At 38.9% G+C, this 14,597-nt stretch carries 13 protein-coding genes; 9 read left to right on the forward strand and 4 right to left on the reverse strand.

Features of this window, described 5'->3' with window-relative positions; all coding sequences use genetic code 11:
* Positions 1-506: 506 nt before the first annotated feature.
* Entirely contained in the window at positions 507-3,032 is a 2,526-nt protein-coding gene (locus ACFSKV_RS20075) for a M14 family metallopeptidase (protein WP_380806983.1), read from the forward strand.
* A gap of 185 nt (positions 3,033-3,217) precedes the next feature.
* On the opposite strand, the gene ACFSKV_RS20080 is transcribed toward ACFSKV_RS20075, so the two are convergent.
* Positions 3,218-4,741 (reverse strand): TolB family protein, encoded by a 1,524-nt coding sequence (locus ACFSKV_RS20080; protein ID WP_380806985.1) that lies wholly within the window; start codon positions 4,739-4,741, stop codon positions 3,218-3,220.
* Between the two features lie 252 nt (positions 4,742-4,993).
* Here ACFSKV_RS20080 and ACFSKV_RS20085 point away from each other — a divergent pair, with 252 nt between their 5' ends.
* Genes ACFSKV_RS20085 through ACFSKV_RS20115 form a run of 7 tightly spaced genes read left to right on the forward strand, consistent with a single transcriptional unit; the run spans position 4,994 to position 11,050 of the window.
* On the forward strand, positions 4,994-7,144 hold the full coding sequence (locus tag ACFSKV_RS20085) for a TonB-dependent receptor (protein WP_380806987.1): 2,151 nt from the start codon (positions 4,994-4,996) through the stop codon (positions 7,142-7,144).
* A 12-nt stretch (positions 7,145-7,156) separates the two neighbouring features.
* Positions 7,157-7,810, forward strand: a complete 654-nt coding sequence (locus ACFSKV_RS20090) for a hypothetical protein (RefSeq protein WP_380806990.1) — start codon at positions 7,157-7,159, stop codon at positions 7,808-7,810.
* Between the two features lie 12 nt (positions 7,811-7,822).
* On the forward strand, positions 7,823-8,413 hold the full coding sequence (locus ACFSKV_RS20095; RefSeq protein WP_380806992.1) for a hypothetical protein: 591 nt from the start codon (positions 7,823-7,825) through the stop codon (positions 8,411-8,413).
* Positions 8,410-8,904 (forward strand): DUF2306 domain-containing protein, encoded by a 495-nt coding sequence (locus tag ACFSKV_RS20100; RefSeq protein WP_380806993.1) that lies wholly within the window; start codon positions 8,410-8,412, stop codon positions 8,902-8,904. The genes ACFSKV_RS20095 and ACFSKV_RS20100 overlap by 4 nt, the downstream gene beginning before the upstream one ends.
* Complete coding sequence (locus ACFSKV_RS20105) at positions 8,901-9,188, forward strand: hypothetical protein (protein WP_380806995.1); 288 nt, start codon at positions 8,901-8,903, stop codon at positions 9,186-9,188. The genes ACFSKV_RS20100 and ACFSKV_RS20105 overlap by 4 nt, the downstream gene beginning before the upstream one ends.
* A gap of 9 nt (positions 9,189-9,197) precedes the next feature.
* Positions 9,198-10,298 carry a sensor histidine kinase gene (locus ACFSKV_RS20110; RefSeq protein WP_380806996.1) on the forward strand — a complete coding sequence of 367 codons (1,101 nt, stop codon included), beginning with the start codon at positions 9,198-9,200 and terminating at the stop codon, positions 10,296-10,298.
* The gene (locus ACFSKV_RS20115) at positions 10,295-11,050 is read left to right on the forward strand and encodes a LytR/AlgR family response regulator transcription factor (protein WP_380806997.1); all 756 of its coding nucleotides are present in this window, start codon (positions 10,295-10,297) and stop codon (positions 11,048-11,050) included. Before ACFSKV_RS20110 ends, ACFSKV_RS20115 begins: the two co-directional genes overlap by 4 nt.
* A gap of 68 nt (positions 11,051-11,118) precedes the next feature.
* Here the strand turns inward: ACFSKV_RS20115 and ACFSKV_RS20120 are convergent, their stop codons facing one another.
* Complete coding sequence (locus ACFSKV_RS20120) at positions 11,119-13,386, reverse strand: TonB-dependent receptor (RefSeq protein WP_380806999.1); 2,268 nt, start codon at positions 13,384-13,386, stop codon at positions 11,119-11,121.
* A 72-nt stretch (positions 13,387-13,458) separates the two neighbouring features.
* Positions 13,459-13,809: a hypothetical protein gene (locus tag ACFSKV_RS20125; RefSeq protein WP_380807000.1), complete on the reverse strand. Its 351-nt coding sequence runs from the start codon at positions 13,807-13,809 to the stop codon at positions 13,459-13,461.
* A 161-nt stretch (positions 13,810-13,970) separates the two neighbouring features.
* Here ACFSKV_RS20125 and ACFSKV_RS20130 point away from each other — a divergent pair, with 161 nt between their 5' ends.
* A complete protein-coding gene (locus ACFSKV_RS20130) occupies positions 13,971-14,345 on the forward strand; it encodes a UDP-glucuronosyltransferase (protein ID WP_380807002.1) in 375 nt (124 codons plus the stop codon).
* Here ACFSKV_RS20130 and ACFSKV_RS20135 read toward each other — a convergent pair.
* On the reverse strand, positions 14,342-14,572 hold the full coding sequence (locus tag ACFSKV_RS20135; protein ID WP_380807004.1) for a hypothetical protein: 231 nt from the start codon (positions 14,570-14,572) through the stop codon (positions 14,342-14,344). The genes ACFSKV_RS20130 and ACFSKV_RS20135 overlap by 4 nt on opposite strands.
* Positions 14,573-14,597: the final 25 nt, after the last annotated feature.

Here is a 14,597-nt window from a genome sequence, read left to right on the forward strand (position 1 = left end):
AAATAATTAACCTAAACCTTCCTAGCTTTCAAAAAAACTACCCCAGCTAAGTCGGTTTAGAGCGTCCCGACGGAGGTCGGGAAGGTCATGGGCCTGTCTACTGACAGGTAGATTCGAATCCCCTAGGTCCCACTTTTTTAGACTTTGAGAGGTGAGAGTTTAGATACAAGATGCAAGACTCAAGATAAAAGATACAAGACTTAGTTTTTCCCAAAAAACATCCCATTTTCAATTATTCCTTCTATGAAAATTTAGGTTTAGAAATGGAGGATAAGAATGCATTGCAAAACTAGCTTGATTTAGTAGTGGAAGTGCACTTTGGTTCAATAAGTAAATAATAAGGAGTAAAGAACAAATCACAGCATTTGATGATGCTTTTCAGTCTTGGTCTCCACACACCACCTAAAGAAGAAATATCTATTCAAAATCCCGAATATCTCCTCTACAAAAATCATCTTGTCCCCTACTGCAATTCCCATTATCTTGCCAGCTTAAAGAAAATACCTATGAAGAAAATATACTTGCTAGTTCTAAGCATATCGCTGACTTTTCAGGTTTTCGCCCAAAAAAGCCCGGAAGAATTCCTGGGATATAAAATGGGAGAAAGATTTACTCCCCATCACCGTGTAGTTGCCTATTTTGAACATTTGGCTGCCACACTCTCCAATGTGAAAATGGTGTATTATGGAGAAACCTATGAGCACAGACCCTTATTTGTGGCTATTCTTTCCAGCCCGGAAAACATCAATAATCTGGAAAATTTAAGGTTAGATAACCTTAAAAGGACAGGTTTGGTGGAAGGTCAGGCCTCCACAGAGATAGCCTTTAACTGGATGTCTTACAATGTCCATGGAAATGAGGCAGTGGGAACCGAAGCAGCCATGAAAACATTCTGGCAACTGGCGGATCCAACTAATAGTCAATCCAAAGATTGGTTGAAAAACCAGGTTCTGATTATGGATCCCTGTGCCAACCCTGATGGCAAAGACCGTTATACCAATTGGTATAATCAAAAGCAGAACAGCAGACTTCAACCAGACCCTCAATCTACGGAACACTTTGAACCTTGGCCTGGAGGCAGACCCAATCATTATATGATCGATCTAAATAGAGATTGGGCCTGGCAAACACAAAAAGAAACGCAACACAGGCTTGAACTTTATCATCAATGGATGCCCCATTTATTCGTTGATTTTCATGAGCAAGGCATCAATGATCCTTTCTATTTTGCCCCTGCAGCACAGCCGCTCCATGAGCAATTGACTGCCTTCCAACATGAATTCCAGGAAATATATGGTAGAAATACGGCAAAATATTTTGACCAAAACGGCTGGTTCTATTTTACCAAAGAAAGATTTGATCTCTTGTACCCTTCCTATGGGGATACCTATCCCATGTATAATGGGGCCATTGGAATGACCATCGAAAAGGGCGGTTCTGGAAGGGCTGGATTAGGAATGTTAGATGCCTTAGGAGATACGGTCACTTTGAAAGACAGAATTGCACATCAACATATGGCTGGAATTTCTGCTGTGGAAGTGACTGCCCAAAATGCCTCTAGAATTACTGCTGAATTTGCCAACTATTTCAAAAACAACAGTTCAAACCCAAAAGCGAAATATAAAAGTTTCCTGATCAAAGGAGATCAAAATCCAGAGAGACTTAAGGCACTTTTGGCATTAATGGACAAAAACCATATCCAGTATGGATTTGCCGGCAACCGTTCCGGATTACGGGGATTGGATTACAACACAGGAAAAACTACCACTTTTTCCACTACAGAAAAAGATATTGTCATCAATGCCTTCCAACCCAAGTCTGTGCTAACCCAGGTCCTATTTGAACCGGAAGCAACCCTTCAGGACAGCATTACTTATGACATAACCAGCTGGGCATTGCCTTATGCTTATGGATTACAGGCCTATGCTATGGAAACCCGCTTGGATGCCACAAAAAAGTATGAAAATGCCGGTTTTGAAGCGAATAAAGTGGAAGGGAAACCTTTAGCCTATCTGGTACCATGGCATGCAACCAAACATGCCAAATTCCTTGCTTCATTGCTAAATGCAGGAATTCGGGTAAGATTTACAGAACATGAATTTGAAATTGGCGGTAAGTCTTATCCTTCCGGAACATTGATCATCCATAGAAATGGCAATCAATATATAAACAACTATGACCAAAAAGTGGTGGATCTGGCCAATAAGTTTGAAATAACCTTGGAAACCAGTAACTCTGCTTACGTGGATAAAGGAAAGGATTTTGGTTCTTCGGATGTAAGACCTATCGTAAAACCCAATGTAGCTATACTAGGGGGTAATGGAACATCCTCCCTGAATTTCGGGGAACTTTGGTATTTCTTTGAGCAGGAACTGGATTATCCTGTCAGTATTCTGGAAGCCGAAAACCTTGGCAGGTTTGATCTTTCCAAATACCATGTGCTTATTCTTCCTTCCAGTTGGGGATCCTATCTAACTGAAAACAATATGAAAAAAGTAATGGATTGGGTTAGAAGCGGAGGAAAAATTATTGCTTTTGAAAACGCAGTCAGTGCTTTTGCGGATAAGAACGGTTTTGACCTAAGCCGATATGATACGGAAGAGGAAAAAAAGGCCGCTGAAAAAGAACAAAAAGAAATCCTGAATGTGGAAAGACTGGAACCTTACCGGGATAGGGAAAGAATGGGGATTTCCACCACTGCTGCAGGCGCGGTATATCAATTAAAAATTGACCAGACCCACCCCTTGGGTTTTGGACTGGGTGATAAATTTTATACCCTTAAAAATAACGGTTCCAGATATTCTTACCTCAATCAAGGAGTCAATGTGGGCATTATCCAAAGTAATGAGGATTACAGGTTTGGATATATAGGCAATAAAATCAAACCAAAAATGGCCCAATCCATGGTTTATGGGGTAGAAAATCAAGGAAGGGGACAAATCATTTATATGGTAGATAATCCTATGTTCCGTAACTTCTGGGAAAATGGAAAGCTTTTGGTAGCCAATGCTGTTTTCTTTGTAGGACAGTAAAAGAAACCTTTGGGGTCTTTTTTGATCCCGAAGGTTTTGAACCAAAATTGGAGCATTATAAACCTTTGAAGTTTTTTGAACCTCAAAGGTTTTTTTCTTTATCTAATCCCCATTATAAAGACTAACTTTTTAAAGCAAAAGGCTCTATTTCCCTAAAACCCTCGAGGTATTGAAGACCTCAAAGGTTATTTCCCGGAATTGCTGACAAATGCTATGGACTGACTATCAGGAGACCAGGAAGGAACATTGATGGTACCCTGTCCTCCGTAAAGGTAAGCGATTACCCTCGGGGCTCCTCCTGAAGTAGGCATCAATTTAAGCGTTACCCTTTGGTAGGAAGGATGGCTGTTCATAGGAATATCTTCCGGAAATGAAATATAGACAATCCATTCCCCATCCGGTGATATATGAGGAAACCAATTATTATATTGATCAAAAGTCAATTGCTCAGGATCTGAGCCGTCAGGTTTCATTCTCCAGATCTGCATGGTGCCTGATGCACTTCCATTATAATATATATATTTCCCGTCAGGGGAATATTCACATCCATCTACATGCTCCCAGGGTTTGGTATCGGTGAGTGCAATTTCCTTTCCCCCATGAATGTTCTTTTTATAAATATCAAAAGATTGTTTTTCTCCTCTCTGTCCCACATAGATAACTTCTTCATTGTTTGGTGCCCAACCATGCCAGTAGGAAGGTGTTTCTTCAGTAACCAATTTGGGTTCTCCACCTTCCAAAGGAAGCACATAAACAGTAGAGCCCCATCCAGGATATCCTTCCCTTTGGTGACTGATTGCCAATAATTTTCCATCAAAAGAAATCCCATGGTCATTGTTATTTCGATTTGCAAATCCTGTATTGAGCTTTTCCAGATCGCCTCCCTCTACAGGAATAGTATACAAAAAACCATCCATATTGATCAACAACTTTTTGCCATCCGGCATCCAATTGGGGGCTTCAAATCTTCCATCTTTTTCATAAATCACTTTCCTGACACCTGTAAACACATTCATTGTCTCCAACCTACAGCCCAAATACCCCTCACGGCCAGGATTGTAATTAGCTGCAACCGGCTTATCCAATCTCACATTCCACACTTTGGCCTGTTCCAAAACATTTTCGTTGTGGGAACTGATAAAAATACCACCCAACACGCTTCCTTTTAGCGCTGCCATTTTGTGCGAACCGATTAAATGAAGTGGCTCTCCTGGATGCGCTGCTCTCATGAAGAATTCCTCCCCTTTACGTTCTAATTGTAAGATGGAATAATGACTTTTTGGTGAAAAAATCTCATCTTCCGGGTCTCTCATAAAGGCTCCTTTTAACTCTCTCCATTGCAGGACCGTCAATCCATCTCCATGTAAGGTGGCGGTAATATGGGCAGAATTGTCTTCTTCTGATTCCCTGACCATCAACCCAACTTTTCGGTGCGGGTCAGCTCCATTTCCTATAAACTCAAAATTGGCTGTTAAAATGAAATCCCCTTCAATTTTTTCAAAGGCATAGTGAAACTCGTCCTTTTCAAACCAGATATTATAACCTGCTCCCTTGAGATGGTAGGTCTGGGTTTGCGAATCATATATCGTTTCACCTTTTAGTTTGGGCATACCTATATCTTTTACATGGCTAAATATTCCAACTTTTGTTTCTTGTGCAATGGCAAATTGAACAAGAATAAAACCAATTAAGGCAATTAAGTATTTCATTGTCTTGGTGTTTAATAAGAACTATATCAAAAAATCGGGTGCTCATCATCATTTTCTGATGGTTTTAAAATTTAGGAAAAAAAATCCACATTCAAGCCAAATCCGCTTTTCTTTAAACAATGACAGCATTTTTCTTCCTCAAACTTAGAAACTCCAGTCATTTTACATTTCAATCACCAAATTCTACACTTCAGTCAGTTTAAATTTTTTGGGGCTGGATTCTGACCCAATTTTGGATGAAATCATATTGCTATGAGAATTTTATTTGCGATTTGTTTCCTTTTTATCATCAATCTGAGTGAGGCTCAATCCTTAATCAAAGGTACAGTAAAAGACGCTAAAGGGATTACCATCCCTGGTGTGAACATCTATCTTAAAGGAACTTTTGAAGGAACTTCTTCTGAAATAGATGGGACATATAGCCTGGAAATTGAGAAGGAAGGAAACTATATCCTGGTTTTCCAGTCAATGGGATACAAATCCCAGGAAATTGAGGTGCTATTAAATGGAGTAGAACTGATTTTGAATCCTACATTAAAAGAAGCAATTAATGAAATGACCGCTGTCACAATAAGCGCCGGGGCCATGGAAGCTTCGGATGAGAAAAAAGCAGTGGTTTTACGTCCTATAGATATTGTAACCGTCCCTTCAGCCATGGGCGATATTATTGGAGCCTTTCAAACTTTACCGGGAACCGCAAATGTTGGAAATGATGGACGTCTATTTGTAAGAGGTGGTGATGCAAGTGAAACCTCGATTTTTATTGATGGGATGAAGGTAGGTAATGCTTTTGGGACAACTGCCGCAAATGTACCCACCCGAACCCGGTTCAATCCCAACCTATTCAAAGGTTCATTTTTCAGTACAGGGGGGTATTCTGCTGAATATGGACATGCCCTTTCCTCAGCCCTAGCTTTGAACACAGTTGATTTTCCACAAAGAAGCCAAGGTGATATCAGTATCATGTCGGTAGGTGGCGGATATACCCAAACTTTGGCCAGTGAAAAAAATAGTATAACGGCTTCTGCAAATTACTTTGATCTCTTGCCTTATCAATCCCTTGTAAAGCAAAACTTTGATTGGGAGCGTGCACCTTATGGATGGGATATGGAGGTTTCTGCCCGACAAAAATGGGGAAAAAATGGCATGGTCAAAGTCTTTGCACATACCGAAGCGGGTGGTATGAAAATCTGGCAGCCCATCCCTGGTATTGAAGGCCGTGGTCAGTTAGTGAATCTCAAGAACAACTATTCTTTTGCCCAGACTTCTTTCAGGCAATTTGGGAAAAATGATTGGACTTATTATGGAGGGGTTTCTTTTTCCCATAACGTAGATGAATACTTGGTCAATTCCATAGATATGCGAAACCAAAACCAGGTATTGCACAGCAAATTGGTTGGCGTAAAAGAATTTTCGGATAGATTTTCCTTAAAAAGTGGCATTGAATCTTACCTGTTCAACTATGAAGAAAGACTTCGTTCAGAAAACCTGGAAAGAAATTTCCAGGACATTCAAATGACCTTATTTACTGAGGCAGACTATTATTTAAACAATAATCTAGTTCTGAGAGGTGGATTAAGAGGAGGAAACAGCAGTCTTGCAGGTCAGTCTTGGTTAGATCCAAGATTATCTTTCGCTTATAAGTTTAAAGATGGCGGTCAACTTTCGATTGCTGCAGGTAAATTCAGCCAAATGCCTATAGATGAACTCAGAGTCATTGAGACTTCAGTACAAAATACAAAGGCTGATCATTTCATCCTGAATTATTTCCTGATAAAGAATGGAAGGACTATAAGAGCAGAAGCCTTCTACAAGGATTATAATAATTTATTGAACTATGAAGGTATTAGATTTCAATTTCATTCAATCAATCAAATTGGAGAGGGCTTTGCACGTGGATTTGATTTCTTTTACAGGGATCAGAAAAGCTTCAAAAATACAGACTTTTGGATTACTTACAGTTTTGTGGATAGCAGGAGACAATTTGCCCAATTTTCTGAAATGGTACAGCCAGGGTTTGCCCCAAGGAATAACGGCTCAATTGTAGTAAAACATTTCATTTCACCTCTCAAATCCCAATTAGGTTTTTCATTCAGTATCAATGATGGTTACACCTATCATGACCCAAATTTACCTGGACAGATGAATTCAAAAACCAAAGGATTTCAGGACTTGAGTTTGAGCTGGAGTTACCTTGCCAAACCCAATTTGATCATCCATCTAGCTTGCTCGAATGTCCTTGGCAGGGACAATATCTTCGGCTATCAGTTCAGTCCTACTCCCAATGAAAACGGAGTTTATGAATCACTTCCCATCAGGCAGACCGCCCCAAGATTTATATTCTTAGGAATTTTCCTAACACTAAGCAAAGACAAAACAGCCAATCAATTGAATAACTTATAAACTATAAAAACCATGAAAAAGTACAGTTTAGCAATTCTTGTCATGATGTTGATTTCAATGCTTTCCCAAGCTTCCAATGATGCTTATGAACAAGCCATGATAAAAGAACTATTGGAAATGAAAAAAGCTATCAGTTCATCAGACCTTCAAAAGTCAGCCAATGGATTTGCAAGAATCGCAGCCATGATGCCGGAAGAATGGCTTCCGGATTATTATGCTGCTTTGGCCTTGGCAAATGCCGGTTTTAGAAGCCAGGGAGGCACGGAAGAGAAAGATGCCTTTTTTGCCCAAGCAAAAAAACATGCGGATAAAGCTGCAACCAATTCACCCAACAACTCGGAGATTGTCGCCCTTCAGGGTTTTATCACCATGGGAGAACTTGCAGTAGATCCAAACTCCAGGGGACAGCATTTATCGGGTGTGGCCATGCAGGCATTTGGTAAAGCAGTGGAATTAAACAGGCAAAATCCAAGGGCCATCATGATGCTTGGACAGATGGAATTGGGTATGGCCCGGTTTTTTGGCCAGGGTCCGGAAAAAGCCTGTGGCCTAATCAAATCCAGTTTGGAATTATTTGAAAAAGAGGAGGCAAATAGTCAAGAAGGCACTATCCAACCTACCTGGGGAAAAGAGATGGCGCTTCAACTGAAAGGAGTGTGTGAATAAATTTAAGAGATTATGGAGTACATCAGAATAAAAATTGGATTTAGAGCAATTTATATTGGTTTCTTAGGGTTTTTGTTTTTGGCGGTTCAGCAAGCAAATGGACAGCAACATGTAAATCAGGGTTTGGGTTTAGGTTTTCAGATCAACCAATTTCAACAGGATTTTGGCTTTGGGGTTCAGGTCTCCAGTCCTTCATTTTGGAATGAAATGGCAGTATTGAGATTCAAAACAAACCTAGTTTTTCACCAACATTTACACCAAGGTCAATACGAATGGTCAGGCTACCAAAATCTAACTCTTGGATTGGTAGGATATGGAGGATATGTAACAGAAAATATCAGGATTTATGGAGAAGGAGGATTGATTGGCCTGCTTCCGTCTACCAAGTTTTCAAATGAGAAGTTTCTTGCAAGTGGATATGGTTCCTTTGGAACAGAATTTTTCAGTACACCTGGATTTCATTTTTTCTTGGAAATAGGTGTTGCACCAACTAGGGCAAGAGCTGATTTAATGCCTGGAATGCCATTCTATCACAATGGTTTTTATACTACGATGGGGCTAAGGTCTAATCTTGCACGCAGAAAAAATAAATTGAACCCATGATACATAATGAAATCGGACTGGTGCATGTGATCGCATCAGTCCTTGCTTTGATAACCGGAACTTGTTTACTTCTTTCCAAGAAGGGGACTAAAAGGCATGTCCGATTAGGCTATGTATATGTTTTAAGTATGGTACTACTTTTAGGGACTGCTTTTAGTCTTTATCACCTTTTTGGTAAATGGGGCATATTCCATTATATGGCTATTTTAAGTACTGTAACACTATTTATGGGTATGTTTCCTGTTATCCAAAAACCCAGGAAACCTTTAAGCATTTACTATCATTTTTCATGGATGTATTGGTCTGTCTTTGGTTTATACGCTGCATTTACCAGTGAAATGCTTACCAGGTTACCGCAAACACCATTCTTTGGAATGGTGTTCTTCTCTACCTTTACCATAATGGCAATAGGTGGGTTCATTTTTGGAATAAAAAAAGAAAAATGGAAAAATGAATTTTCTATATTAGAAAGAAAAACCCTTAAACCATGAAAAAGCTTTCTTCCCTTTTAATGATTGGTATATTGGCAATTATTCTTGCTGGTTGCGCATCTGTTGAACCTATCGATCCCTGCCTTCAGGGAAAATCCTATGGTTTCTTGTGGGGTATCCTTCATGGTTTAATTGCCCCGATTTCATTATTGGTCAGTTTTTTTGATAAAGAGACTGTCATGTATGCTCAAAACAATTCGGGTTCCTGGTACGCTTTGGGATTTCTGATTGGTTCAGGTGGTTGGGGAATTTTAGCATCCAATTCATCCAAAAAGGGTAAATGATATTCCGAAATGACAGAAAAGAAAATAGCATATCCCGATAGTTTATCAAAAAAAGTATTCGCATCGGCTACCATTTTTACATCCCTAAGAAAATTTTTAATTCTTAACCTTGGAATAGCGGCAGTTTTAATGCTGATTCAATGTCCAGCCTGCCTGCTTTCAATTGAAGGATTGAAAGGCATTTTCCCTGATTTTATTTTTTCTTTCCTGATGTCTTCTTCCATCAGTTTCGGTGGATTTTATGTAGATGGATATTATGATAGGAGGATTTCCTGGATCCAACATCCTGTCAAAAGACTTGTATTAACAGCTGGTACTTACCTGGTATATTGTTTTATCATCAGTTTTATACTCACTACACTCTATGTATTGGTCACCATTGAGGGAGTAAACCTTAATAATATTTCCTGGATAAGGATGATAAAAAATACTATTTATCCCATTATGGTAGCTTTATTTATCATTTCTATATTCATTTCCAGGTCTTGGCTTTATGAATGGAGAAATGCAGCTATTGAAGCTGAACAGCTCAAATCTGAAAAACTGGCCAGTCAGTACCAGTCCCTTAAGGACCAGCTCAATCCACATTTCCTCTTTAATTCACTCAATGTGCTATCCAACCTGGTTTATGAAAGCCCGGACAAATCTGCCGAATTTATACAACAGCTCTCCAAAATCTATAGATATGTGCTGGATGTCCAACATGAACAACTGGTGAGCCTAAAAGATGAGGTGGACTTTGCGGAGCATTACCTTAGTCTACAGAAAATCAGGTTTGAGAACAGTCTGGAATATTTTATAGATGTGGCAGCCTCCTCAAATTTATATCTTCCTCCACTTTCATTACAGCTGATCTTGGAAAATGCTATCAAACACAATATTGCTTCCAAAGAAAAGCCTCTTAAAATCATCATAGAACAAGTGGACAACAGCCTTTTCATAAGAAATATACTACAGTCAAAACTGACAGAAAAATTACCAAGTACGGGAATAGGATTATCAAATATTAAAAAACGTTATGCCCTTTTGAGTAATGAAAAGCCAAAAATTACCCAAACTGACAAGGAATTTATTGTTGAACTTCCCCTTCTAAAAATCAGCCATTCATGAAAATCCTGATCATTGAAGATGAAAGACCCGCAGCCACCCGTTTGAAGCAATTGATATTGGACATACTTCCTGAGGCTAAAATCGACGGTAATCTCGAAAGTATTACAGCAGCTACCGAATGGTTGATGGCCAATGCTGAACCTGACCTTATATTTTGTGATATCCAATTGGCCGATGGCTTAAGCTTCGAAATATTCAACAGGGTGAAAGTTACAGCCCCGATCATTTTTACTACAGCTTTTGACCAATATGCCATCAAAGCATTCAAGCTCAATTCCATTGATTACCTTCTGAAGCCCATTGGCACCAAAGAATTGACAAATGCTATAGAAAAATTCAAAAGCTTTAAAATCAATCCCTTAGTAGATATCTATCAGCTTCAAGAACTTTTAATACCCAAACAAAAAGACTATAAAAGTCGGTTCATGGTCAAAATAGGTGAAAAAATTCAGGCCATTCAAGCCTCTGAAGCTTCTTATTTTCTTAGCGAGGAGAGGGTAACTTTTTTACAGACCTTTGAAGGAAAAAGATATATTCTCGACTATACTTTGGATCAATTGGAAACTATGTTGGATCCTAAGAAATTTTTTCGACTGAACAGAAAATATATTTCCTCATTTGAGGCAATTACAGAAATTCATACCCATTCAAACAGCCGTCTGAAAATTAAACTGATAAACTGTAAAGACAATGACATTCTTGTGAGTAGAGAAAAAGTAGGGGAATTTAAGCTTTGGTTGGATGACAATTAGATTTTTCCATGCAAAAAGTTTATTAGTAAGCCCTCCAAGAGTTTGAAACTCCTGGAGGGCTTTGCTAATTAAAACGGAATTCTGACATTAAGCGCTACATTTCTCCCCATCTGATTGATTCCAAATGGCCTGAAAAGGGATAAATGATCCATATAAGTTTTATTCAACAGGTTAGTTCCACTGACATATATATCCAAAAGCGTATTCCCCACTTTCAAATTTCCACCGATATTCATCCCCAATAAAAAGTAACCTGGGGTTGCTTCTTCCAATGGGGCAGGCTTGTTCTGGTCAAATACCAAAGATCCTAAAATACTGATGTACGGTTTTTGAAAGATACCCAAATCTTTTAACCTGAAATCTACGGATTGATTCCATCTGTAGGCGGGAATGTAGGGCAAATAAGAAAGGTCGCTTGTTCTTTGACCTATAACCATTGAATAAGAGGTTGAGGCTCCAAACCATTTCGCAGAAACAGGATGAAAATCAAATTCCATTTCGCCTCCATAGAGTCTTGCATCGGACTGTTCAAATGTCCAGATTTCTAAATCCTCCTCCATTTCTCCGGTTGGAGCAAAAAAGATGTAATTATTGATGTCATTGTAAAACACCTCACCCGAGATAGAAAAATTGTTGGTTCTATATCTTATACCAAAGTCAGTTTGTAAATTTTGCTCTCTTTGAAAATCAGCATTTCCTTTTTCAAACCGTCTTGTCCCAGGATGCACACCATTAGAGAAAAGTTCCGCCAGATCCGGTGCCCTGAATCCCTGGGCAATGTTTAACCTAAACCTCCAATGGGAATCTGGTCTGAAGGTAGCCCCAGCGGAAGTGGTAACCCCATCAAAAGTCCGCTCTAGTTTCCTGTCTTCCGGATCGCCTGGAAGTATAAAACCAAAATCTATGAAATGAGGGGCACTTGCATCCACATTCACTTTTCGGTAATCGTATCTCAGCCCTCCTTGAACTACCCATTTTTCCGTATTGTAATTCAAAAGGCCATATATAGAGCGGTCATCTTTCCTGGCATCCGGAATCAAATATTCAAGGGCATCATCATAATTGATGGTTTGAAGGACAAAACCCTGAACCCCAAAAATTGCCTCCAGGCTTGGACTTAATGATTTGAAGTATTTCACATCATACATGAAATTGGTTTGGTTAAGTCCCAAATCCACAAATTCACCACCGGTCTCGATCTCTTCTCTTAAATTTTTATGAAGTCCGAAAGTTGCTTTTATTTTATCCTCCCCAAGGAAAACGTTGGTTTCAGAAGAAAGAAAATGGTCGGTGACATTTTGATAAGGCTCCTGTGTCTTTCTGTCTCCACGAAAAGTAGCAAGTCCTTCTACATCAGATTCATCCAAAATGCCCAATTTTTGTTTTAGATAAGTATACCTTATCCTGGTATCTCCCCATTTTTTTTGAAGCCCTACCCCTCCTTTAAAGTTCTGGGTATTGAAGCGGGTATTGCCCATAGTCCTGCCATCCCCATCCAAATAATCAGCGTGTGATTCCATTGCCCCATTAAAAGACCAGATGAAACCCTTATTGGTATTTCCCTTTACTCCTGCCTCAGACCTTAATCCTAGGGTATTACTGTACCCTCTGAGATTTAGATATCCATCAACTTCTCCTTGAAGGGCATCTTTCTCCTCAATTAGGTTCACTACTCCCGCCATTGCCCCTGATCCATAAATTAAGGAAGCAGGACCTTTGATCAATTCAATATTCCCGATACCTGTCTCGGTTAATCCAAGCCCATGGTCTGCTCCCCACTGTTGATTTTCAAATCTTCCCCCCTGATATACGGACAGGACCCTACTAAATGACAATCCTCTAATTACAGGTTTACTTATTCCCGGTCCCAAAGAAATTTCATTGACCCCTGGTGTCCGGGTAAGGGCGGTCATCAAACTTGGGGAAGGCATTTTCAAAACGTCCACCAAATCAACTTTTTCAATGCTTATTGGGGAACTTTCTTTACTCATTACATAAGCACCGGAAACTACTATTTCATCAATATTGGTCATAGCTTCCTCAAGGGTAATGATCAACTCTTTGGTCTGTGCTCCGGCTTTTACAGATTTTACAATGGTAGAATAACCTACAAATGAAAATTTCAAGGTAATATTTGTATTGGGCAGGGACGTAATTGTGAAATTTCCATCCAGATCTGTTACTACGCCACGGTTTAATTCTGCTACAAATACAGAAACTCCGGGTAAAGGACTGTTTGTATTTTTGTCCAAAACTTTTCCCTGGATAACGATGTCCTGAACAGCTAAACTCCCTAAAGAAATTAGTGTAAAAGCAAATAGAAGTAAATATCTCATTACTTGAGTTTTAAAATAAATTAAAATTTATTGAATTAATGGGTCCTCTGTACAGAGAGCAATAAATAAAAATCAAGCAACGGAGGCCGGGGGACCCCTTAAATCAAATCCAATGGAAACTTCAGAGAAAAATTCCTGAGAAATAAAAATAGATTCTGTCCCATTTACCGATTCAATCAATTCCGGGATTTCAATCGTAGTATCGTAAACAAAGTATTCAGCATGGGCTATAAGATCAAGAATAATCAATTCCATTTCAGTATGGCCGTGATCAGAGCTTTCCTGAAGATCCTGAGTCAGTATCGGATGGGCATGCGTTATGATTCTTCCGTTCTCTAATTCATGGGAATGAAAAAACAATACCCCATTGGCCAGGATGGTCAACATCAAGGCTAAGCAAAAATGGCTTAGTATGGGTAGCATTTTCCGGAAAATTCCCATTTTACATTTCATCCCTCAAATTGATGCGAATATAGGAATTTAATTAAATTAGATATCCCTTTTTTATTTTTATAAGCAACCGAAATTATTTTTTAGTTTAACCTAAAAATTATCAAATTTCTAGTATTTTCTTAATTTTAGGAATGATTAATTACAATTTCAGGCCTGAGACCTATTTTGATGGAACAGGGTCTTCTATCCTATTGACAAAATTACACTATCCTGAAAGTCAATGGGGAGAAGAGATTTCCATCTATATAAATGTGATAGACGGTAAATACCATTACGAAGCTATTGATTTCTATGGAAATGATATCAACCTTTCACCTTCCAAAACAAATGATATTCTCAGCCTTCAAGAGTTGATTCGGATGATTGAAACCATGGAAGTAAATGCTGAAAATATATTGGGAAACATTGAACTCACCATTTCCGGTATACCTGAAGCTAAAAGCGACTTATATCCAGAACTGGAAAAATATTTTATAGAAAAAAGGAAATCTTTTGGTCTAAATTAAAAATCAAGAATAGTCTCATAAGGCCTTGTCAGGACATGATGGGATTTAAACCAATAATCATAAGTTTCAAATAAAATGCACTCATTCAATTCCATACCCTGGAAACTTACATTTTGGATACTTTCTTTTGGCAACCAGCTTCTAAGATCATTTGCCTGATCAATGGTCAGTTGGGCTAACTGCACCATTTTCTTTCCTTCAATGTTGAGTGGAATCAGTTTTGTCATCGTAATTTCTTTGTTTATCAAAGAA

The organism is Shivajiella indica (assembly GCF_042683085.1).
Classification (GTDB): Bacteria; Bacteroidota; Bacteroidia; order Cytophagales; family Cyclobacteriaceae; genus Shivajiella; species Shivajiella indica.